Origin of the sequence: Serratia sp. JKS296 (genome assembly GCF_900215445.1) — a bacterium.
Classification (GTDB): Bacteria; Pseudomonadota; Gammaproteobacteria; order Enterobacterales; family Enterobacteriaceae; genus Serratia; species Serratia marcescens.
The window spans coordinates 4,798,226-4,820,051 of record NZ_OCMX01000001.1 but is presented as its reverse complement, the minus strand read 5'-3'; the positions used below and the strand labels follow the sequence as shown (position 1 = coordinate 4,820,051).

Genomic DNA, 21,826 nt, shown 5'->3' with positions numbered 1-21,826 from the left:
GTGATGAATCCAGAAACAACGTCTGACAAGCATACCCCGGCGGTGGATAACGAACTCGATATCCGCGGCCTGTGCTGCACCCTGTGGCGCGGCAAACCGTGGATTATCGGCATTGCGGTGCTGTTCGCGGCGGTCGCGTTGATCGTCTCTTATCTGGTTAAGCAAGAGTGGAGCGCGACCGCAATCACAGACAAACCCACGGTGAATGCGTTGGGCGGTTACTACTCCCAGCAGCAGTTCCTGCGTAATCTGGATGTGCGCACGCTGCCGGCGACGGCCGGCGATCAGCCGAGCATCGCGGATGAAGCGTACAATGAGTTCATCATGCAACTGGCGGCTTACGATACGCGTCGCGATTTCTGGCTGCAGAGTGATTACTACAAGCAACGTCAGGAAGGGGATGCCCGCGCCGATGCGGCGCTGCTCGACGAGCTGATCAACAACATCCTGTTCACGCCGCGTGACGACAAAAAAGTCCCGAACGACGGCGTGAAGCTGACGGCGGAAACCGCGGCGGACGCCAACCGCCTGCTGCGTCAATACGTGACCTTCGCCAGCCACCGCGCTGCCCTGCACCTGAACGAAGAGATCCAGGGGGCGTGGGCCGCTCGTACCACCTCGATGAAGGCACAGGTCAAGCGCCAGGAAGCGGTCGCGGAGTCGGTTTACAAGCGCGAGCTGAACACCACGCAGCAGGCGCTGAAAATCGCCGAGAGCCAAGGGATCAGCCGCACGCAAACCGACACCCCGGCAGAACAGTTGCCGGATTCGGATCTGTTCTTGCTGGGCCGGCCAATGCTGCAGGCGCGTCTGGAAGGTCTGCAGGCCTCCGGCCCGACCTACGATCTGGATTACGATCAGAACCGCGCAATGTTGGCGACGCTGAACGTTGGCCCGACGTTGGATGAGAAGTTCCAGACCTACCGTTATTTGCGCACACCGGAAGAGCCGGTAAAACGCGACAGCCCGCGCCGGGTATTCTGGCTGATTCTGTGGGGCGCGATGGGCGCTTTGGTTGGCGCGGGTGTTGCCTTGGCGCGTCGGCCGCGTAGTTAAAAATAATATAATAATCTGATGCAGGGCGCGTGAGCGCCCCATTCGCAGGCTGGGCCTGCGATTAACCGACCAAAAGAGATTCGCTGTGAAAGTGTTGACTGTTTTCGGCACCAGGCCTGAAGCCATTAAAATGGCACCGCTGGTACATGCACTGGCCCAGGATGAGGCTTTTGAAGCAAGAGTCTGCGTAACGGCACAGCATCGTGAGATGTTGGATCAGGTATTGCGGTTGTTCGGGATCACGCCGGATTACGACCTGAACATCATGAAACCCGGCCAGGGGCTAACGGAAATCACCTGTCGCATCCTGGAAGGGCTGAAAGGGGTGCTGGAAGACTTCAAACCGGACGTGGTGCTGGTGCACGGCGATACCACCACCACGCTGGCGACCAGTCTGGCAGCGTTCTATCAACGCATCCCCGTCGGGCATGTCGAGGCCGGGCTGCGCACCGGCAATCTGTATTCTCCCTGGCCGGAAGAGGCCAACCGCAAACTGACCGGCCATCTGGCGATGTTCCACTTCGCGCCGACCGAGAACTCGCGCCAAAACCTGCTGCGCGAGCTGCTGCCGGACAACCGTATTTTTGTGACCGGCAATACGGTGATCGACGCGCTGTTCTGGGTGCGCGATCGCGTGATGAGCGATGCTGCGCTGCGCGCTGGCCTGGCGCAGCGTTACCCGTTCCTCGATGCCGACAAAAAACTGATTCTGGTCACCGGCCATCGCCGGGAAAGCTTTGGCGGCGGTTTTGAGCGGATTTGCAGCGCGCTGGCGGAGATCGCCCGCAGCCACCCGGAAGTGCAGGTGGTGTACCCGGTGCATCTCAATCCGAATGTCAGCGAGCCGGTGAATCGCATTTTGAAAGGCATCGACAACGTCATGCTGATCGAGCCGCAGGATTATTTACCGTTTGTCTATCTGATGACCCACGCTTACATGATCCTGACCGACTCCGGCGGCATTCAGGAAGAGGCGCCCTCGTTAGGCAAGCCGGTGCTGGTGATGCGCGACACCACCGAGCGCCCTGAGGCGGTAGATGCGGGCACGGTGCGCCTGGTCGGCACCGATGTGGCCAAAATTGTTGAAGCGGTGACCCGGCTGTTGACGGACGAAAGCGAATATCACGCGATGAGCCGGGCGCACAACCCATACGGCGACGGGCATGCCTGTCAGCGTATCCTCGAAGCTTTAAAGAATCATCAGGTGACACTATGAGTTTTGACACTATTTCGGTTATCGGCCTGGGTTATATCGGCTTGCCAACGGCGGCGGCGTTTGCTTCTCGCAAGAAAAAAGTGGTGGGTGTAGATGTTAACCAACATGCGGTAGATACCATTAACCGCGGCGCGATCCATATCGTCGAGCCGGATCTGGACAAAGTGGTCAAGGCCGCCGTCGACGGCGGTTTCCTGCAGGCGGTGACCAAGCCGCTGGCGGCCGATGCATTCCTGATCGCGGTGCCTACGCCGTTCAAGGGCGATCACGAGCCGGATCTGGCCTATGTCGAAGCGGCGGCGAAATCGCTGGCGCCGGTGCTGAAAAAAGGCGATCTGGTGATCCTCGAATCCACCTCGCCGGTGGGCGCCACCGAACAGATGGCGGAATGGTTGGCGCAGGCGCGCAGCGATCTCAGCTTCCCGCAGCAAGCGGGCGAAGCGGCGGACGTGAATATCGCCTACTGCCCGGAGCGCGTGTTGCCGGGGCAGGTGATGGTAGAGCTGATTCAAAACGACCGCGTGATCGGCGGCATGACGCCGAAGTGCTCGGAACGTGCCAGCGCGCTGTACAAGATTTTCCTCGAGGGCGAATGCGTGATCACCAACTCGCGCACTGCCGAGATGTGCAAGCTGACGGAAAACAGCTTCCGCGACGTGAATATCGCCTTTGCCAACGAATTGTCGTTGATCTGCGCCGAACAGGGGATCAACGTCTGGGAACTGATCCGCTTGGCGAACCGCCATCCGCGGGTGAATATTTTGCAGCCGGGGCCGGGCGTAGGCGGTCACTGCATCGCCGTCGATCCGTGGTTTATCGTGGCGCAAAACCCGCAGCAGGCGCGCCTGATCCACACCGCACGCCTGGTGAACGACGGAAAACCGCTGTGGGTGGTCGACCGGGTGAAAGCGGCGGTGGCCGATTGCCTGGCCGCCACCGATAAGCGCGCGTCCGAGGTGAAAATTGCCTGCTTCGGCCTGGCCTTCAAGCCGAATATCGACGATTTGCGTGAAAGCCCGGCGGTAGAAGTGGCGCACCTGATCGCCGAATGGCACGTCGGCGAAACGCTGGCGGTGGAGCCGAACGTCGAACAGTTGCCGAAGTCGCTGGCGGGCCATGTGACGTTGACGCCAATCGCTGAGGCGTTGCAGCAGGCCGATGTGATCGTGATGTTGGTCGATCACCAACAGTTCAAGGCCATCCGGCCGGAAGAGATCAAGCAAAGCTGGGTGGTGGATACCAAGGGAGTCTGGCGTTGAAGCGTATCTTGGTGACCGGTGGCGCCGGTTTCATTGGCTCCGCAGTTGTGCGGCACATCATCGAGGCCACCGGCGACAGCGTGGTGGTAGTGGATAAGCTGACCTATGCCGGTAACCTCGAGTCGCTGGCGGTGGTGGCCGAGAGCGAGCGCTATGCTTTCGAGCAGGTCGACATCTGCGATCGTGCTGAGCTGGATCGGGTATTTGCCCGGTATCAGCCGGACGTGGTGATGCACCTGGCGGCGGAAAGCCACGTCGATCGCTCTATCGATGGCCCGGCGGCCTTTATCGAGACCAACGTGGTTGGCACTTACACGATGCTGGAAGCGGCGCGCCATTACTGGCAGCCGTTGGCGGCGGAGAAGAAGCAGTCTTTCCGTTTCCATCATATCTCCACCGACGAAGTGTACGGCGACCTGCACGGCACCGACGATCTGTTCACCGAAACCACGCCATATGCGCCGAGCAGTCCGTATTCCGCCTCCAAGGCGTCGAGCGATCATCTGGTGCGTGCCTGGTTGCGCACCTACGGTTTGCCGACCCTCGTGACCAACTGTTCGAACAACTACGGCCCTTATCACTTCCCGGAAAAGTTGATTCCGTTGGTGATCCTGAATGCGGTAGCCGGCAAACCGCTGCCGGTATACGGCAACGGCGCGCAGGTGCGCGACTGGCTGTATGTCGAGGATCACGCGCGCGCGCTCTATCAGGTGGTGACCGAAGGCGTGGTAGGCGAAACTTACAATATCGGCGGCCATAACGAGCGCAAGAATATCGAAGTGGTGCAGACCATTTGCGATCTGCTGGAAGAACTGGCGCCGAACAAGCCGCAGGGCGTGGCGAACTACCGCGATCTGATCACTTACGTGAAGGATCGCCCGGGCCACGATATGCGTTACGCCATCGACGCCGGCAAAATCGATCGCGAGTTGGGTTGGCGGCCACAGGAAACGTTCGAAAGCGGCCTTCGCAAAACCGTGGTTTGGTACCTGAACAACGAAACCTGGTGGCGCCGGGTGCAAGACGGTTCTTATGCCGGCGAGCGTTTGGGGTTGTCAGATTAATCTAACGCCGCGCCGCTTTGCGGCGGCGCGGCGGGTTTTGGAGTACGTATGAAAGGTATTATTCTGGCTGGCGGTTCCGGTACGCGTCTGCATCCGATTACTCGTGGTGTGTCCAAGCAACTGCTGCCGATCTACGACAAACCGATGATCTATTACCCGTTGTCGGTGCTGATGCTGGCGGGAATCAAAGACATTCTGATTATCTCCACGCCGGAAGATCTGCCTTCATTCAAGAGGCTTTTGGGCAGCGGCGAAGCATTCGGCATTAATCTCAGCTATGCCGAACAGCCAAGTCCCGATGGCCTGGCTCAGGCCTTTTTGATCGGCGAAGAATTTTTGGCCGGTGAGCCGAGCTGCCTGGTATTGGGTGACAATATTTACTTTGGTCAGGGGTTCAGTCCCAAACTGAAAAGCGTTGCAGCGCGCACCACCGGTGCGACCGTGTTTGGCTATCAGGTGATGGATCCCGAGCGCTTTGGCGTGGTGGAGTTTGACGACCACTTCCGTGCGCTGTCGATCGAAGAAAAACCGGTTAAACCGAAGTCTAACTGGGCGGTGACCGGCCTGTACTTCTACGATAGCCAGGTGGTGGAGTTTGCCAAACAGGTGAAGCCTTCTGAGCGCGGCGAGCTGGAAATCACCAGCATTAACCAGATGTATCTGGAACGCGGAGAGCTGGCCGTCGAGCTGTTGGGGCGCGGTTTTGCCTGGCTGGACACCGGCACTCACGACAGCCTGCTGGAAGCCAGCAGTTTCGTGCAGACGGTCGAGAAACGCCAAGGCTTTAAAATCGCCTGTCTCGAGGAGATCGCCTGGCGCAATGGCTGGCTGGATGATGAGGGCGTGAAACGCGCGGCTCAGACGCTGGCCAAAACCGGTTACGGCAAATACTTACTGGATTTATTGCATGCGCGTCCACGCCAGTATTGAACCGCTGAATTGGGAGAGCGACTTCTTCCACTTGAAAAGCGCCAAGTTACATTTCGATAGCTCGGCAGCGCCCGTGGCCGAGGCTGATTTGGATGCTTATACGTTGGTGCAGGCCAAAATCCCCGCTTGCCGCCTGGAGTGGGCCGATGCGCTGTCGGCGCTGGGATTCCGGCTGGTCGAAGGGGAAGTGGACCTGGCAGTGAACGTTGCGTCTGAAAGCACGACGGCCGATGTCGCTTCGGCGGCTGCGGTGCGTCTGGCCGTTCCCGAGGATATCCCGTCATTGCGGGCTGCCGCCGGTGAGGTGTTCGCCGCCAGCCGGTTTCGTGCACCGTGGTACGATCGCGCCGATAGTGGGCGATTCTATGCGGCCTGGATCGAAAAAGCGGTGCTGGGCACCTTTGATCATCAATGTTTGCTGGTACTGAACAACCAGGGGCAACCCGAAGGCTTTGTCAGCCTGCGTGACATTGGCGGCCAGGAAACGCGCATCGGCCTGTTAGCGGCTTTCCCCGGCGCATTCGGCCGGGGCGTGGGCGCCAGGCTGATGACGGCGGCGATCGCCGAATGTCGACGGCAAGGGATGCAGCGCCTGCGGGTCGCGACCCAGGTAGGCAATATCGCCGCATTACGACTCTATCAACGACAGGGTGCCGTGATTGAAAGCACCGCGTATTGGTTATACAGAGGTAGACATGATTCCATTTAACGCTCCACCGGTTGTTGGCACTGAACTGGAATATATGCAGGCTGCCATGGGCAGCGGCAAGTTGTGCGGCGACGGCGGTTTCACCCGTCGCTGCCAGCAGTGGATGGAACAGCGTTTCGGCAGCGCGAAAGTGTTGTTGACGCCTTCCTGCACCGCGTCGTTGGAAATGGCCGCCATCCTGCTGGATATCCAGCCGGGTGACGAAGTGATCATGCCGAGCTTTACCTTCGTTTCAACCGCCAACGCCTTTGTGCTGCGCGGCGCCAAAGTGGTGTTCGTCGACCTGCGTCCGGACACCATGAATATCGACGAAACCAAAATCGAAGCGGCGATCACCGATAAAACCCGCGCGATCGTACCGGTGCACTACGCCGGCGTCGCCTGCGAGATGGATACCATCATGGCGCTGGCGAAGAAATATAACCTGTTCGTAGTGGAAGACGCCGCGCAGGGCGTGATGTCGACCTACAAAGGCAAGGCATTGGGCACCATCGGCCATATCGGCTGCTTCAGCTTCCATGAAACCAAAAACTACACCGCCGGCGGCGAAGGCGGCGCGACGCTGGTGAACGATCCGGCTCTGATCGATCGGGCGGAAGTCATCCGCGAGAAGGGCACCAACCGCAGTCAGTTCTTCCGTGGCCAGGTGGACAAATATACCTGGCGCGATATCGGTTCCAGCTATCTGATGTCTGACCTGCAGGCCGCCTACCTGTGGGGCCAGCTGGAAGTGGCGGAACGCATCAACCAGCGCCGTTTGGCTCTGTGGCAGAAGTACTACGACAGCTTCCTGCCGTTGGCGCAGTCAGGGCGCATCGAGTTGCCGATCGTGCCGGCGGACTGTGAGCACAATGCGCACATGTTCTATATCAAGCTGCGTGATATCGAAGAGCGCACGGCCTTTATCGACTACCTGAAGGAAGCCGAAATCATGGCGGTGTTCCACTATATCCCGCTGCACGCGTGCCCGGCCGGCGAACAGTTCGGCCGCTTTGCCGGCGAAGATCGTTACACCACGCAGGAAAGCGCGCGTCTGGTGCGCTTGCCGCTGTTCTACAATATGTCTGATGTCAATCAGCGTACGGTAATCAATACCATCCTGAGCTTCTTTGCCTGATATGTCGTTGGCAAAAGCATCGATATGGACTGCCGGCTCCACGCTGATCAAAATCGGCGTGGGGCTGTTGGTGGTGAAACTGCTGGCGGTGGCGTTTGGCCCCAGCGGGGTGGGGCAGGCGGGTAACTTCCGCCAGTTGATTACCGTGCTGGGCGTGCTGTCCGGCGCGGGCATTTTTAACGGCATCACCAAATACGTGGCGGAGTACCATCAGGATCCGCAGCGTTTGCGCCTGGCGGTCGGCACCGCGTCGAGCATCGTGCTGGGCTTTTCGACCTTGCTGGCGCTGGTGTTTTTGTTCGCCGCCGAACCGATCAGCATTGGGCTGTTCGGGCATGCCGATTACGTCGGCGTGGTGCGCGCCGTCGCTTTCATTCAGATGGGCATCGCCTACGCCAACCTGTTCATGGCGGTGCTGAAAGGCTATCGCGACGCGATGGGCAATGCGCTGGCGGTGATCGGCGGCAGCCTGATTGGCGTGGTGGCTTATTACCTGTGCTTCAAGCTGGGGGGCTATGAAGGCGCGCTGGCGGGGCTGGCGCTGGTGCCGGCGTTGGTGGTGTTGCCTGCCGGGCTGATGCTGTGGCGGCGCAAAACGTTGCCGCTGCGCTATCTGGCGCCGCGTTGGGACAAACTCGTGGCCGGCAACCTCGGCAAATTCACCCTCATGGCGTTGATCACCTCGGTGACGCTGCCGGTGGCTTACGTGATGATGCGTAACCTGCTGGCCGCGCATTACGGTTGGGATGAGGTGGGGATCTGGCAGGGCGTCAGCAGCATTTCCGATGCCTATCTGCAGTTCATCACCGCCTCGTTTACCGTCTATCTGCTGCCGACGCTGTCGCGGCTGACGGACAAGGGCGCCATCTCGCGGGAGATCGTGCGCTCGTTGAAATTCGTGCTGCCGGCGGTAGCGGCGGCGAGCTTTACGGTGTGGCTGCTGCGTGATTTCGCCATCTGGCTATTGTTCTCGGACAAATTCGTCGCCATGCGCGATTTGTTTGCCTGGCAGCTGGTGGGCGACGTGCTGAAAGTCGGGGCCTATGTGTTCGGCTATTTGGTGATCGCCAAAGCGTCGCTGCGCTTTTATATCCTGACGGAAGTCAGCCAGTTTCTGCTGCTGACGCTGTTCTCGCACTGGCTGATCCCGCTGCATGGCGCGCTGGGAGCGGCTCAGGCCTATATGGCAACCTACATCGTGTATTTCGCGCTCTGTAGCTGCGTGTTTCTTATTTATCGTAGACGAGTATGACCACACTGATTCACGTTCTGGGATCCGATATCCCGCATCATAACCAGACGGTGCTGCGCTTCTTCAATGACGTGCTGGCGCCGCGTCTGCCGGCTGAGCAGACGCGGCATTTTATGGTGGCGGCCAAGGATGTGGCGGCACTGGGAGATTTCCCCGCCCTGAACATTGAGCCCTACGCGGATAAGAAAAGCCTGGCGGCGGCGGTCATCGCGCGCGCCCAAGCCGATCGCGATACGCGTTTCTTCCTGCACGGCCAGTTCAACCCGGGGCTGTGGCTGGCGCTGCTGAGCGGCAAGATCAAGGCGCGTCAGGTCAGTTGGCATATTTGGGGCGCCGATCTGTATGAAGACGCCGCCAGCTGGAAATTCCGGCTGTTCTATCTGCTGCGCCGCATTGCGCAGGGGCGGGTAGGGAATGTGTTTGCTACCCGTGGCGACGTGATTCACTACCAGCAGCGCCATGCGCGGGTGCCGGCCTCGCTGCTGTACTTCCCGACCCGCATGGATCCGGCGCTGACCGACGTTCACGTCGAGAAAAACCTGGCCGGGCCGATGACGATTCTGGTGGGCAACTCCGGCGATCGCAGCAATCGGCATATCGAAGCGCTGCAGGCGATTCATCAGCAGTTCGGCGCCGACGTGCGCGTGATCCTGCCGATGGGTTATCCGGCCAACAACGATGCTTACATCGAGCAGGTGCGCGCCGCCGGATTGCCGCTGTTCGGCGAGAAAAACCTGCAGCTGCTCACGCAGCAGGTGGCGTTTGAGGACTACCTCAATATTCTGCGCGCCTGCGATCTCGGCTATTTCATTTTCAATCGCCAGCAGGGGATTGGCACCCTGTGCCTGTTGATTCAGTTCGGCGTGCCTTTCGTGCTCAGCCGGCAGAACCCGTTCTGGCAGGATTTGTCGGAACAGCACCTGCCGGTGCTGTTCTACGGCGACTCGCTCGACGAGGCGGTGGTGCGCGAAGCGCAGCGTCAGCTGGCGGCGGTGGATAAACAGGCGATCGCCTTCTTCAATCCGAACTATGTTGACGGCTGGCAGCAAGCCCTGGCGTTGGCAGCGGGAGAGCATTCATGACGTTGGCGCAATTCGGCGGCCTGTTTGTCGTCTATCTGGTCAGCCTGACGTTTATCCTGACGCTGACCTACCAGGAGTTTCGGCGCGTGCGCTTTAACTTCAACGTCTTCTTCTCGCTGCTGTATTTGCTGACGTTCTATTTCGGCTTCCCGTTAACCTGCCTGCTGGTGTTTCAGTTTGACGTCGAGGTGGTGCCGGTGGAGTTTCTGCTGTACGCCCTGCTGTCGGCGACGGCGTTTTACGCCATCTATTACGTCACTTACAAGACCCGGCTGCGCAAGCGCCGCACTCAGCCGCGCGCGGCGCTGTTTACCATGAACCGGGTAGAGACTCATATGACCTGGGTGCTGCTGGCGCTGGTGGCGATCGGTACCGTGGGCATCTTCTTCATGCAGAACGGCTTCCTGCTGTTCAAGCTCAATTCCTACAGCCAGATCTTCTCCAGCGACGTGTCCGGCGTGGCGCTCAAGCGGTTCTTCTACTTCTTCATTCCGGCGATGCTGGTGGTCTATTTCCTGCGGCAGGATCTGCGCGCCTGGTTCTTGTTCCTGGTGGCGACGGTGGCGTTCGGCATTCTGACCTACGTGATCGTCGGCGGCACCCGTGCCAACATTATCATCGCTTTCGCGCTGTTCCTGTTTATCGGTATCGTGCGCGGCTGGATCACGCTCTGGATGCTGGCGGCGGCGGGCATATTCGGCGTGGTCGGCATGTTCTGGCTGGCGTTGAAGCGCTATAGCCTGGACGTCAGCGGCGCGGAAGCGTTTTATACCTTCCTCTATCTGACCCGCGATACCTTCTCTCCGTGGGAAAACCTGGCGCTGTTGCTGCAAAATTACGACAAGATCGATTTCCAGGGCCTGGCGCCGATCTTGCGTGATTTCTACGTCTTTATCCCAACCTGGCTATGGCCGGGCCGGCCGGACGTGGTGCTGAACTCCGCCAACTATTTCACCTGGGAAGTGCTGAACAACCACTCCGGGCTGGCGATTTCGCCGACGCTGATCGGTTCGCTGGTGGTGATGGGCGGCGCGCTGTTTATCCCGATCGGCGCGATTCTGGTGGGCATGATCATCAAGTGGTTCGACTGGCTGTATGAGCTGGGCAAAACCGAGCCGAACCGCTATAAGGCGGCTATCCTGCAAGGATTCTGCTTCGGCGCGGTGTTCAACATGATCGTGTTGGCGCGCGAAGGGGTGGACTCATTCGTGTCGCGCGTGGTGTTCTTCTGCATTATTTTCGGCGCCTGTCTGGTGCTGGCGAAGTTGCTGTATTGGCTGTTCGATACCGCCGGGCTGATCAAGGCCAGAGTGACGCGTGCCCGCGCGCTGGCGTCTCCGCCTCGGGCCAACGGTCTTTTGTAAGGGTAATGAGAACGATGGAAACAAAGATTTCGGTGCCGCAGTATGAGCTGCGCGGTTTCAGCCTGTGGGGCTTTCGCGATATGGCGCATTGCATGGACTTTCTGTTCGACGGCGGCCGGGTCAAACAGGGCACGCTGGTGGCGATGAACGCGGAAAAGATCCTGAAGGCGGAAGAGGACCAGGCGCTGCATGCGTTGCTGGATGAAGCGGAGTACAAGTACGCCGACGGCATCAGCATGGTGCGCTCAATCCGCCGCAAATACCCGGCGGCGGATGTGTCGCGCGTCGCGGGCGCCGATCTGTGGGAAGCCTTGATGCAGCGCGCAGGCCGCGAAGGCACGCCGGTCTTCCTGGTCGGCGGCAAGCCGGAAGTCTTGGCGGAAACCGAGCAAAAGCTGCGCAGCCAGTGGAATGTCAACCTGGTGGGCAGCCAGGACGGCTATTTCAAACCGGATCAACGAGAGGCGCTGTTCGAGCGTATTCGCGCCAGCGGCGCCGCTATCGTGACGGTGGCGATGGGATCGCCGAAGCAGGAGCTCCTGATGCGCGACTGCCGCAAGGTGTATCCGCAGGCGCTGTATATGGGCGTGGGCGGCACCTACGACGTCTTTACCGGGCATGTGAAGCGTGCGCCCAAGGTGTGGCAGAACCTCGGTCTGGAATGGCTCTACCGCCTGCTCAGCCAACCCAGCCGCATCGGCCGACAGTTGAAGCTGTTGAAGTTTGTCGGCTACTACTACAGCGGCAAGATGTAACCCCTCATCCGGGGTGGAAAGTGCTGTTCCGCTCCGGACTGCTGTACCAATAATCTGCTTTTGCGCGTTTCTCCCGCATATCTATAACCCTCGGCCCTAAACGCCGCCGCATTTATTCCATAAAGTTTTAAATTGCGGTTTGCTTATAGCGGCGAAATGCGAAACGATACCGCCCGGAAATTATCCCTGGCCGCTGAAGCCTGATGCGACAGCGCTGAACGATGTTCTTCTCACGGTAACTTCGCTCCGACTACCCGTTGATGCCAACTCGAACGGCAGGGGATGATTTATTCTTTTAATAATGACAATAACGACCGGCAGCGGCCGGCAGGCAAACACAACCCGAGAAAAACTATTGAGGATTTATGGCACACAAAGAGAAACCGCAAGGGCTACACCGAGGCCTTGAGGCCCGGCACATCGAGCTTATCGCTCTCGGGGGCACCATCGGTGTCGGCCTGTTTATGGGATCGGCCAGTACGCTGAAATGGGCGGGGCCGTCGGTACTGCTGGCTTACATCATCGCCGGGCTGTTCGTATTCTTCATTATGCGTTCGATGGGGGAGATGCTGTTCCTTGAGCCGGTCGCCGGGTCGTTCGCCGTTTACGCGCACAAGTACATGAATCCCTATTTCGGCTACCTGACCGCCTGGGGCTACTGGTTTATGTGGATCGCCGTCGGCATTTCGGAGATCACCGCCATCGGGGTGTATGTGCAGTTCTGGTTCCCGGAAATACCGCAGTGGGTTCCCGCGCTGATCGCCGTGGCGATGGTGGCGCTGGCCAACCTGGCGGCGGTGCGTCTGTACGGTGAGCTGGAGTTCTGGTTCGCCATGATCAAGGTCACCACCATCATCGTGATGATTCTGGTGGGGCTGGGGGTGATCTTCTTCGGTTTCGGCAACGGCGGTGAACCTATCGGTTTCGCCAATCTGACGGCGCACGGCGGCTTCTTTGCCGGCGGCTGGAAGGGCTTCCTGTTTGCGCTGTGCATCGTGGTGGCGTCCTATCAGGGGGTTGAGCTGGTGGGCATCACCGCCGGGGAAGCCAAAAACCCGCAAGTGACGTTGAAACGCGCGATCAACAATATCCTGTGGCGCATCCTGATCTTCTATGTCGGCGCGATCTTCGTCATCGTGACCATCTTCCCGTGGAACGGCATCGGCACCACCGGCAGCCCGTTCGTGCTGACCTTCGCCAAGATCGGCATCGTCGCCGCCGCCGGCATTATCAACTTTGTGGTGCTGACCGCCGCGCTTTCCGGCTGCAACAGCGGCATGTACAGCGGCGGCCGCATGCTGTACGCCCTGGCCAAGAATCGCCAACTGCCGGCGGCGCTGACCAAGCTTTCCGCCAGCGGCGTGCCGGTCAACTGCATCGCCGTCACCATTGGCTGCCTGTTGGTGGGCTCCGCGCTGAACTACATTATCCCTAATCCGGAGCTGGTGTTCGTCTATGTCTACAGCGCCAGCGTGTTGCCGGGCATGGTGCCGTGGTTCGTGGTGCTGATCAGCCAGCTCTATTTCCGCCGCGCGCACAAGGAAGCGATCAAAAACCACAGTTTTAAGTCGATCATGTTCCCGTATGTGAACTATCTGACCATCGCTTTTCTGGTTTGCGTGCTGGTCGGCATGGGAATCAACCCGGATACGCGAATTTCCCTGCTGGTTGGGGCGATTTTCTTAGCGGGCGTCAGCCTGTGCTACTTCGCTTTCGGCATGCATAAGAAACATCATCCGGCTGAAAATCGGGTAGAAACGCGGCAATAAACGGTGAAAAGGGGCTACGGAGTGCGCTTTCCTGCGCAGGAGTGAGCAAAGCGTAATCAAACGCAACATTTCTGCGAAAAAGCACTAGACAGGATTGGCGTAAATCCGTAGTATCCCCTCCCGCAACGGCGCTACGCGCCCGTAGCTCAGCTGGATAGAGCGCTGCCCTCCGGAGGCAGAGGTCTCAGGTTCGAATCCTGTCGGGCGCGCCATTAAGTTTGTGCGCAGGAGCTGCGGTGGTAATATTACCGCGTGAGTAAGAAGAAGTAGTAATGGTGGCTATAGCTCAGTTGGTAGAGCCCTGGATTGTGATTCCAGTTGTCGTGGGTTCGAGTCCCATTAGCCACCCCACTTCCTGATGAAGTGAAGATTTAGCAGTATTTTGTGACAGTGCGAAGGTGGCGGAATTGGTAGACGCGCTAGCTTCAGGTGTTAGTGTTCTTACGGACGTGAGGGTTCAAGTCCCTCTCTTCGCACCACGCAAAATATCTGATAAATATAAGATTTATATGGACAGCGGTCTGATAAATCAGGTAGTATGAGCAACACAAATCGGCGAGTAGCGCAGCTTGGTAGCGCAACTGGTTTGGGACCAGTGGGTCGGAGGTTCGAATCCTCTCTCGCCGACCACATTCGAAAAACCTGCTTTTAAAGCAGGTTTTTTTTCGTCTGTCGTTTATGAGGATGAGTACCTCCGCAGGAGGAGCCTCGCGAAGCGAGACGAGAAGGCAGGCCCGCGCAGCAATGTGCGGGCTTTTTGCATCCATGAGGGCTGGCATCTTGTGCCTGCCTGTGAGCGTGTTGGTTTTCAGCGACATGACCATCCAGCGCTGTCGTCAGGTTGAGACAAATAATTTATTGATTTTAAAAGATAAAACCGGATTTGGCTTAAGCCGTCGTTTTGAAGCGACATTCTTATAACGGCCGCTGGCATGGAATGCCAGGGAGAGGTATCAGGCAGGGAGGGTGGGGAGGAAGTATAAATTATTTATATTTCAATGCATTGAATTAAATTTCCTATTGGAGACGGGCTCAATCTAAAAGTTGGCACGTCAAATGCAATATCTATAGCGTAGATGCTCATTCCACCTCTTATGTTCGCCTTAGGCTTCATAAACCCTGGGAATGACGCAGAGCCGATTTAGGGTGCCTATCGCCCACGAGAACGATGACTAACCCGTCATCACGCTCAGGGCAAAACGTTGAGTGAGGCACCGCCCCTGTTGTCCTAGACCTGATTGCTTCTTTATACACTTGCCATACGGCAAGTGTTTTTTTTTTGCGCCACAGAAAACCCTGGGCAAAAAAAGCGCGGCATTGGAGCCGCGCTTTTCTCACTTGGGCAGGGCGTTATTCGCCGCCGTTCTGTTTCAGCGTCAACATCAGTCCCTCACGTCGCATTTGCGCCGCTTCATCCGAACGATGCAGTTTTTCCAGCGTATCGGCCAACCAGGCGTAGTCGTAAGCATCCGGGCGCTGTTTCAGCGCTTCGCGGAAGGCGTCGGCCGCTTGCTGCCACTCGCCGTGCTTCATCAGCAGTTGCCCCAGCGTGCTGTTTAACAGCGGCGTCGCGCCGTGTTGTTTCATCTGCTGACGCAGCGCTTTCTCAAGCTGCTCGGGGTTGCCGGACTTCAGCCGCGGCAGCAATAGCACCAGACGCTCGTCGTATTGGCGCTTCAGGCTGTCGAGCACAATCTCCTGCGCCAGTTCGTGGTCGTTGCATTCGATCAGGTGTTCCACCATCGCGATTTGCAGCGGCACCTCGTGACGCGTCTTGCGGCTCTGATCTTTCCACCAGCGCTTCAGGCCTTCGCTGCCTTCGTCCGCCATCGCCTGATTCATCAGCCCGATATAAGCCTGTTGCTGCAATGCCTGCAACTGCTCTTCACTGTGGAGTTCGATTTTACGCATCGACGGCAGCACTTCCAGCAGCGACGCGTAGGCGCCGGTGCGCAGATAGGCTTGTTCCGCCAGGCGCAGCACTTCCGGATGGCGCGGCGCCTGGTTCAGCAGGCGATCGACGCCGTGGCGCGCGGCGTGGTTCTCGCCCTGCGCCAGCTGGATACGAACCCGGGTGATATCCACCGGCAGCTGATCGGTGTCGGCGGCTTCAGCGGCGCGCTCCAGATATTGGTTGGTGCGGAAGTCATCGCCGCGTTGTTGTGCGGCCTCGGCGGCCAGCAGGTAGTTCACCACCGGCTGTTCGGCGTGGTCGGCGTTGCGCGTCATCAGCTTTTCAACCTGCTTGTAGTCGCCTTCCGCCAGTTTGATCAGCGCGGCTTTGGTTTGCTGGCGCGCGCGGGTGCGCTTGCGGCCGATAAACCAACCGCGCGTGCGGGCGCCAGTACGGAAGATGCGGCGCAGGATCCACTCGATCGCCAGCAGCACCACGAACAGCAGCACCAACATGATCACCAGGCCGGTGACGCTGGTTTCAATATTGTAGTTATCGGTCTGGATCAGCACATAGCCCTGATGCCCGGCCAACATCGGCCCGAGCACCACGCTGGCGATCACCACCAGGAACAGAAATAGCACGCGTAACATGGCTTAACCCTCCTGATGAGCGGCAGGGGACTGGGTCATCAGGTTGCGCACCCGGGTCTGCATCACTTTTTCGAGCAGCGGCTGGCTTTTCAGCTGATCCGGCACGTCCATCGAGATCGACTGTTGGCTCAGGCTGTCCAGCTCTTCAAGGAAGGCCTTGGTCGCCGGGTCGGTGGTGTCGAAATAGGCGCGCACCCAGGTGGAGACGGTTTCCAGCGACTGCTTGTAGGTCTCGTTCTGGTGACGCGGAATGGCCTGTGCGGCCACCAGCAGGCGCGAACGGATGTTTTCGCGCAGGTAGATGTCCTGATTCGGGGCCAGCAGCGGTTCGGCGCTGGTATCGCGACGGCGGATGGTGATGAAGTCGGCCATGAAATTGCGCCAGCTCTTGGCCAGGTTCTGCCGCCATTCGCCGATCGAGCCGGAGAGCTCGCTGCTGTTTTGATCCATCGGCGCTTCGTCGGTGTCGTTATCGGCCAGGCGCAGGTTATCCACCTGATTGGACAGCTGATTGACCTTGAGGATGATGCCGTCGTAATCGACCTGGGTCAGCGTGGAAAGCGTGCTGATGTCTTCGGTAATGGCGCGGCGCACATCGAGCAGGCTCGGATCGTTCATATCCGCCAGGCTGGCGTCGGCGCTTTTCAGCAGCGCGGCGGCGCTGGTCACGTCCTGATCGCTCCACAGCTTGCGGCCGGCCATTTTCACCAGGAAATCGGCCTGCGCCAGCAGCCAGGTTTTGGCGTCGCTGCCGGAGATGGTCGCCACTTTTTCCTGCAGCTCGCTCAGTTGGCGCGCCAGGTTCGCCTGCTCGCGATCGGCGGCGTCCAGGGTTTTACCCTGTTGCTGCAGCAGGCCTTCCAGCGCATTTCTTTCCTGCTGTTGGCTCTGCTTCACGCCTTCAAGCTGCTGCTGCAGCGCCTGATTGGCGGCGATCAGCTGTTGCGCCTGCTTGTGCGTGTGGTAATAGCCGCCCGCGCCGAGGGCGATGACCAGCACGATAGCGATCGCGCCGAGCACCGGGCCGGTGTTCTTGCCTTTGCGGCTGGCAGCGGCTGGCTGCTGGGAGCTCTCAACCGCGGTGGTTGGCTCTTCAACCGGGGCGGCTGGGGTATTTTGTTCCGTCATAGTGGCACATCCCATAGTCAGATTATTGTAGCGCGCGGATCAGCGCGTCATTATCGGCGTTGTCAGCTACCCGAATCGTACGCCAGCCCAAATCCCGGGCGAGGGTAGCCAGGCGTTCGCTCACTACTACCAGGCGGCAACGCAGCAGCCATGAAGAACGATAGTAATCAGGAACTAAAGTATAGAGCTGTTGTAACATTTCACCGCTGGTCACCACCAGCGTATCCACACCGGCGCGCTGCCAGTGGGCGCTTTGCTCGCTGCCGTCATAGTGCACCGGGCTGCGTTGATAGCATTCATAATAGCTGACGTCGGCGCCGCGCTCGCTCAGCGTCGACCCCAACAGTTCGCGGCCGCCGTTGCCGCGCAAAATCAACGCGCGTTTGCCCGCCAGCTTTTGCAGCGCCGGCAGCAGCAGCAGCGTTTCGCTGATCTCGCGTTCGCGCGGGTATTCCACCGGCAAACTGCTGATGCGGTGCAGCGCCAGCCCGGTGGTGCGGCCGATGGCGTAATAAGCCAGGTGAGCGGGCCAGCTCAGCCCGGCGCGGCCAATGACCGAATCGGCATAGTTCACCGAATGCTGCGACAGCACGAACACCAGATCGCCGGCGTTCAACTGTTGCAACGCCTGCGGCAGCTGCGGCAGATCGCCGCCGGGGGCGAAGTCGATCAGCGGCGCATGATAGGCAACCCGGCCGAGTGCGCGCAGCCGGCTCACTAACTGCTCTCCCGAAGGCGATGGGCGGGTTACCAGGATCGTCATGCCGGCGGATTTCCCTGATAAACTTCGCGCAGGATCTCGCGCGCGCCGCGCGCCAGCAGCTCTTCCGCCAGCTCAACGCCCATCCGTTCGGCTTCGGCGGCCGGGCCGCGGCGTTCGCCGCGCACCATCTGGCTGCCGTCCGGCGCGCCGACCAGGGCGCGCAGCCACAGGCTGTCGCCATCCAGTTCGGCATAGCTGCCGATCGGCACCTGGCAGCCGCCTTCCAGGCGGGTGTTCATCGCCCGCTCGGCGCGCACGCGGGTTTCGGTGGCCGCATGGTTCAGCGGCGCCAGCAGCGCGCGGGTGACGCTGTCGTCGAGACGGCATTCAATGCCGACCGCACCCTGGCCGACCGCCGGCAGGCACTCTTCGGCGCTCAGCGGGCTGCGGATGCGTTGCTCCAGCCCCAGGCGCTTCAGGCCGGCCACCGCCAGAATAATTGCGTCGTAGTCGCCGTTGTCCAGCTTGGCCAGGCGAGTGCCGACGTTGCCGCGCAGGTCGCGCACGATCAGATCCGGGCGGCGTTCGCGCAGCTGGCACTGGCGGCGCAGGCTGGAGGTGCCGACCACGCTGCCCTGCGGCAGCTGATCGAGCGAGGCGAAACGATTGGAAACAAAAGCGTCGCGCGGATCTTCGCGTTCGCAAATGGTGGTCAAACCGAGCCCGGCAGGGAAATCGACCGGCACGTCTTTCATCGAGTGCACGGCGATGTCGGCGCGGCCTTCCAGCAGCGCCAGCTCGAGTTCTTTAACAAACAGGCCCTTACCGCCGACTTTCGCCAGCGGCGTATCCAGAATAACGTCGCCGCGCGTCACCATCGGCACCAACTCGACCTGCAGGCCGGGATGGCAGGCCATCAGACGTTGCTGCACATAATGTGCTTGCCAAAGTGCAAGCGGGCTTTGTCGGGTGGCAATTCGAATAATTTTGTCTAACATGCTTGTTACCGTTTTTATATTTCGCCATCCATCCTACCACTGAGAGCCAATACTGTCAGTGCAAGAAGCCGGAGGCGGAAAAAGGACAACGGAATCAAAGGGACGTGTGATGTGCTTTGGGGCAGTTAACACTGCGGGTAAATCGTTTAGGGAAGCGCTACAATAATTGTGAAGCGTTACCTCCTTTACGGTCAATCAGCAAGGTGTTAAATTGATCACGTTTCCAGCAATAAGTCGCCAAATATTCTTCTTACACTAACGGCGCTTATGGAATACGGGTTTTTTTCTAAACACCGGGATAATCAGGCGAGACGTCTTGTACCTCTACATCGAGACATTGAAGCAGAGACTGGATGCGATCAATCAGCTACGCGTCGATCGCGCCCTGGCGGCTATGAAGCCCGCGTTTCAACGGGTATACAGTCTGCTGCCCACCTTACTGCACCACCACCACCCGCTGATGCCGGGTTACCTGAACGGTAACGTTCCCCACGGCATTTGCCTCTACACGCCTGATGAAACTCAACAAGAATACCTGAACGATTTAGAAGACAAATGGGGCAGCCCGTTTGACAAACCGGCCAGCGGCGAGCTGCCGATCACCGGCGTCTACTCGATGGGCAGCACCTCGTCTATCGGCCAAAGCTGCAGCTCGGATCTCGACATCTGGGTCTGCCACCAGTCCTGGCTGGACAACGAAGAACGCACCCGCCTGCAGCAAAAATGCAGCCTGCTTGAGAAGTGGGCCGCCTCGATGGGGGTGGAAGTCAGCTTCTTCCTGATCGATGAAAACCGTTTCCGCCATAATGAAAGCGGCAGCCTGGGCGGCGAAGATTGCGGCTCGACGCAGCACATCCTGTTGCTCGACGAATTCTATCGCACCGCGGTGCGCCTGGCCGGCAAACGCATCCTGTGGAACATGGTGCCGGGCGAAGAAGAAGCGCACTACGATGAATACGTGCTGTCGCTGTACGCGCAGGGCGCGCTGACGCCGAACGAGTGGCTGGATCTCGGCGGCCTGAGTTCGCTGTCGGCGGAAGAGTACTTTGGCGCCAGCCTGTGGCAACTGTATAAGAGCATCGATTCGCCTTACAAGGCGGTGCTGAAGACCCTGCTGCTGGAAGCCTATTCCTGGGAATACCCCAATACCCAACTGCTGGCGACGGACATCAAACACCGGCTGCATCAGGGCGAGATCGTCAGCTTCGGGCTCGACGCCTACTGCATGATGCTTGAGCGCGTGACCCGCTACCTGACCGACATCAACGACACCACCCGCCTCGATCTGGCCCGCCGCTGTTTTTACCTGAAAGTATGTGAAAAGCTGTCGCTGGCCAAGGCCTGCGTCGGCTGGCGGCGCGAGATCCTCAGCCAGCTGGTCAGCGAGTGGGGCTGGAGCGAAGAGCGTCTGGCGATGCTGGACAACCGCGCCAACTGGAAAATCGAGCGGGTGCGCGAAGCGCATAACGAACTGCTCGACGCGATGATGCAGAGCTACCGCAACCTGATCCGTTTCGCTCGCCGCAACAACCTCAGCGTCAGCGCCAGCCCGCAGGATATCGGCGTGCTGACCCGCAAACTGTATGCGGCGTTCGAAGCGCTGCCCGGCAAGGTGACGCTGGTGAACCCGCAGATTTCACCGGACCTGTCGGAAAACGATTTAACCTTTATTCACGTGCCGGTTGGCCGCGCCAACCGCACCGGCTGGTACCTGTACAATCAGGCGCCGGCCATGGATTCTATCGTCAGCCATCAGCCGCTGGAATATAACCGCTACCTGAACAAGCTGGTGGCCTGGGCCTATTTCAACGGCCTGCTGACGCCGCAGACCCGCCTGCACATCAAGAGCGGCAACCTGTGCGACACCGCCAAGCTGCAGGAGCTGGTGGCCGACGTTTCCCATCACTTCCCGCTGCGCCTGCCGGCGCCGACGCCGAAAGCGCTGTACAGCCCGTGCGAGATTCGCCATCTGGCGATCATCGTCAATCTGGAAAACGATCCGACCGCCGCCTTCCGCAATCAGGTGGTGCACTTCGATTTCCGCAAGCTGGACGTGTTCAGCTTCGGCCAGCAGCAGCAGTGTCTGGTGGGCAGCATCGATCTGCTGTACCGCAACTCCTGGAACGAGGTGCGCACCCTGCATTTCAGCGGTGAGCAGTCGGTGCTGGAAGCGCTGAAAACCATTCTCGGCAAAATGCATCAGGACGCCGCGCCGCCGGAATCGGTGGAAGTGTTCTGCTACAGCCAGCACCTGCGCGGCCTGATCCGCACCCGTATCCAGCAACTGGTGTCGGAGTGCATCGAGCTGCGCCTGTCCAGTACCCGTTTGGAACCCGGCCGCTTCAAGGCGGTGCGCGTCGCCGGGCAGACCTGGGGGCTGTTCTTCGAGCGCTTGAGCGTATCGGTGCAAAAGCTGGAGAATGCGGTGGAGTTTTACGGCGCCATCTCCAACAACAAGCTGCATGGCCTGTCTATCAAGGTGGAAACCGATCAGGTGCATCTGCCGCCGGTGGTGGATGGCTTCGCCAGCGAGGGGATCATCCAGTTCTTCTTCGAAGACACCTCAGACGACAAGGGCTTCAACATCTATATTCTGGATGAGTCGAATCGGGTTGAGGTGTATCACCACTGCGAGGGCAGTAAAGAGGAGCTGGTGCGCGACGTTAGCCGCTTCTATTCCTCGTCGCACGATCGCTTCACTTACGGCTCCAGCTTCATCAACTTCAATCTGCCGCAGTTCTATCAGATTGTGCAGCTCGACGGGCGCACGCAGGTGATCCCGTTCCGCAGCAACGTGCTGTCCAGCCTGTGCGTGACGGTGGCCGACGGCGCCGCTCAGCCGCTGAAGCAGCAGTTCCAGCTGCATTGACGCCGCAA

Annotated in this window: 17 protein-coding genes and 4 tRNA genes; 17 read left to right on the top strand and 4 right to left on the bottom strand. The window is 59.4% G+C overall.

The features are described from left to right. Positions 1–3: 3 nt before the first annotated feature. The 16 genes from wzzE (at position 4) to CRO23_RS23025 (ending at position 14,203) form a co-directional block, all read left to right on the top strand. Positions 4–1,056: an ECA polysaccharide chain length modulation protein gene (gene wzzE, locus CRO23_RS23100; RefSeq protein ID WP_016929509.1), complete on the top strand. Its 1,053-nt coding sequence runs from the start codon at positions 4–6 to the stop codon at positions 1,054–1,056. Positions 1,057–1,141: 85 nt separating this feature from the next. Further along, on the top strand, positions 1,142–2,272 hold the full coding sequence (wecB, locus tag CRO23_RS23095) for a non-hydrolyzing UDP-N-acetylglucosamine 2-epimerase (RefSeq protein ID WP_049300316.1): 1,131 nt from the start codon (positions 1,142–1,144) through the stop codon (positions 2,270–2,272). Further along, on the top strand, positions 2,269–3,531 hold the full coding sequence (gene wecC, locus CRO23_RS23090) for a UDP-N-acetyl-D-mannosamine dehydrogenase (RefSeq protein WP_033639021.1): 1,263 nt from the start codon (positions 2,269–2,271) through the stop codon (positions 3,529–3,531). The genes wecB and wecC overlap by 4 nt, the downstream gene beginning before the upstream one ends. Beyond that, on the top strand, positions 3,528–4,595 hold the full coding sequence (gene rffG, locus CRO23_RS23085; protein WP_033639020.1) for a dTDP-glucose 4,6-dehydratase: 1,068 nt from the start codon (positions 3,528–3,530) through the stop codon (positions 4,593–4,595). The genes wecC and rffG overlap by 4 nt, the downstream gene beginning before the upstream one ends. A 48-nt stretch (positions 4,596–4,643) precedes the next feature. Next, entirely contained in the window at positions 4,644–5,525 is an 882-nt protein-coding gene (gene rfbA / locus CRO23_RS23080; protein WP_016929505.1) for a glucose-1-phosphate thymidylyltransferase RfbA, read from the top strand. Next, positions 5,503–6,234 (top strand): dTDP-4-amino-4,6-dideoxy-D-galactose acyltransferase, encoded by a 732-nt coding sequence (rffC, locus tag CRO23_RS23075; RefSeq protein ID WP_016929504.1) that lies wholly within the window; start codon positions 5,503–5,505, stop codon positions 6,232–6,234. The genes rfbA and rffC overlap by 23 nt, the downstream gene beginning before the upstream one ends. Beyond that, the gene (gene rffA / locus CRO23_RS23070; RefSeq protein ID WP_033634227.1) at positions 6,221–7,351 is read left to right on the top strand and encodes a dTDP-4-amino-4,6-dideoxygalactose transaminase; all 1,131 of its coding nucleotides are present in this window, start codon (positions 6,221–6,223) and stop codon (positions 7,349–7,351) included. Before rffC ends, rffA begins: the two co-directional genes overlap by 14 nt. Before the next feature lies 1 nt (position 7,352). Next, a complete protein-coding gene (gene wzxE, locus CRO23_RS23065) occupies positions 7,353–8,603 on the top strand; it encodes a lipid III flippase WzxE (RefSeq protein ID WP_033639018.1) in 1,251 nt (416 codons plus the stop codon). Further along, the gene (locus tag CRO23_RS23060; protein WP_097103001.1) at positions 8,600–9,685 is read left to right on the top strand and encodes a TDP-N-acetylfucosamine:lipid II N-acetylfucosaminyltransferase; all 1,086 of its coding nucleotides are present in this window, start codon (positions 8,600–8,602) and stop codon (positions 9,683–9,685) included. The genes wzxE and CRO23_RS23060 overlap by 4 nt, the downstream gene beginning before the upstream one ends. Then, a complete protein-coding gene (wzyE, locus tag CRO23_RS23055) occupies positions 9,682–11,049 on the top strand; it encodes an ECA oligosaccharide polymerase (protein ID WP_016929500.1) in 1,368 nt (455 codons plus the stop codon). Before CRO23_RS23060 ends, wzyE begins: the two co-directional genes overlap by 4 nt. Positions 11,050–11,063: 14 nt before the next feature. After that, positions 11,064–11,804, top strand: coding sequence for a lipopolysaccharide N-acetylmannosaminouronosyltransferase (gene wecG / locus CRO23_RS23050; RefSeq protein WP_048796346.1), 741 nt, complete (start codon positions 11,064–11,066; stop codon positions 11,802–11,804). A 365-nt stretch (positions 11,805–12,169) separates the two neighbouring features. Continuing rightward, positions 12,170–13,573, top strand: coding sequence for a bifunctional threonine/serine APC transporter ThrP (gene thrP, locus CRO23_RS23045; RefSeq protein ID WP_097103000.1), 1,404 nt, complete (start codon positions 12,170–12,172; stop codon positions 13,571–13,573). Between the two features lie 135 nt (positions 13,574–13,708). Then, positions 13,709–13,785: transfer RNA gene (locus CRO23_RS23040), tRNA-Arg, on the top strand. 63 nt (positions 13,786–13,848) lie between these two features. Continuing rightward, positions 13,849–13,924: transfer RNA gene (locus CRO23_RS23035), tRNA-His, on the top strand. A gap of 41 nt (positions 13,925–13,965) precedes the next feature. Continuing rightward, positions 13,966–14,052 (top strand) — tRNA-Leu (locus tag CRO23_RS23030). A 74-nt stretch (positions 14,053–14,126) separates the two neighbouring features. After that, positions 14,127–14,203 (top strand) — tRNA-Pro (locus CRO23_RS23025). 720 nt (positions 14,204–14,923) lie between these two features. Here the strand turns inward: CRO23_RS23025 and hemY are convergent. The 4 genes from hemY to hemC are packed head-to-tail and all read right to left on the bottom strand — an operon-like array spanning position 14,924 to position 18,949. Then, positions 14,924–16,120: a protoheme IX biogenesis protein HemY gene (gene hemY / locus CRO23_RS23020; protein WP_004934228.1), complete on the bottom strand. Its 1,197-nt coding sequence runs from the start codon at positions 16,118–16,120 to the stop codon at positions 14,924–14,926. A 3-nt stretch (positions 16,121–16,123) separates the two neighbouring features. After that, positions 16,124–17,248 carry a uroporphyrinogen-III C-methyltransferase gene (hemX, locus tag CRO23_RS23015; RefSeq protein ID WP_097102998.1) on the bottom strand — a complete coding sequence of 375 codons (1,125 nt, stop codon included), beginning with the start codon at positions 17,246–17,248 and terminating at the stop codon, positions 16,124–16,126. Between the two features lie 22 nt (positions 17,249–17,270). Then, positions 17,271–18,011: a uroporphyrinogen-III synthase gene (gene hemD, locus CRO23_RS23010; RefSeq protein WP_028127629.1), complete on the bottom strand. Its 741-nt coding sequence runs from the start codon at positions 18,009–18,011 to the stop codon at positions 17,271–17,273. Beyond that, complete coding sequence (hemC, locus tag CRO23_RS23005; protein ID WP_004934233.1) at positions 18,008–18,949, bottom strand: hydroxymethylbilane synthase; 942 nt, start codon at positions 18,947–18,949, stop codon at positions 18,008–18,010. Before hemC ends, hemD begins: the two co-directional genes overlap by 4 nt. 316 nt (positions 18,950–19,265) lie before the next feature. Between hemC and CRO23_RS23000 the strand changes: the two genes are divergently transcribed. Next, positions 19,266–21,818 (top strand): class I adenylate cyclase, encoded by a 2,553-nt coding sequence (locus CRO23_RS23000; RefSeq protein ID WP_004934235.1) that lies wholly within the window; start codon positions 19,266–19,268, stop codon positions 21,816–21,818. Positions 21,819–21,826 lie beyond the last annotated feature (8 nt).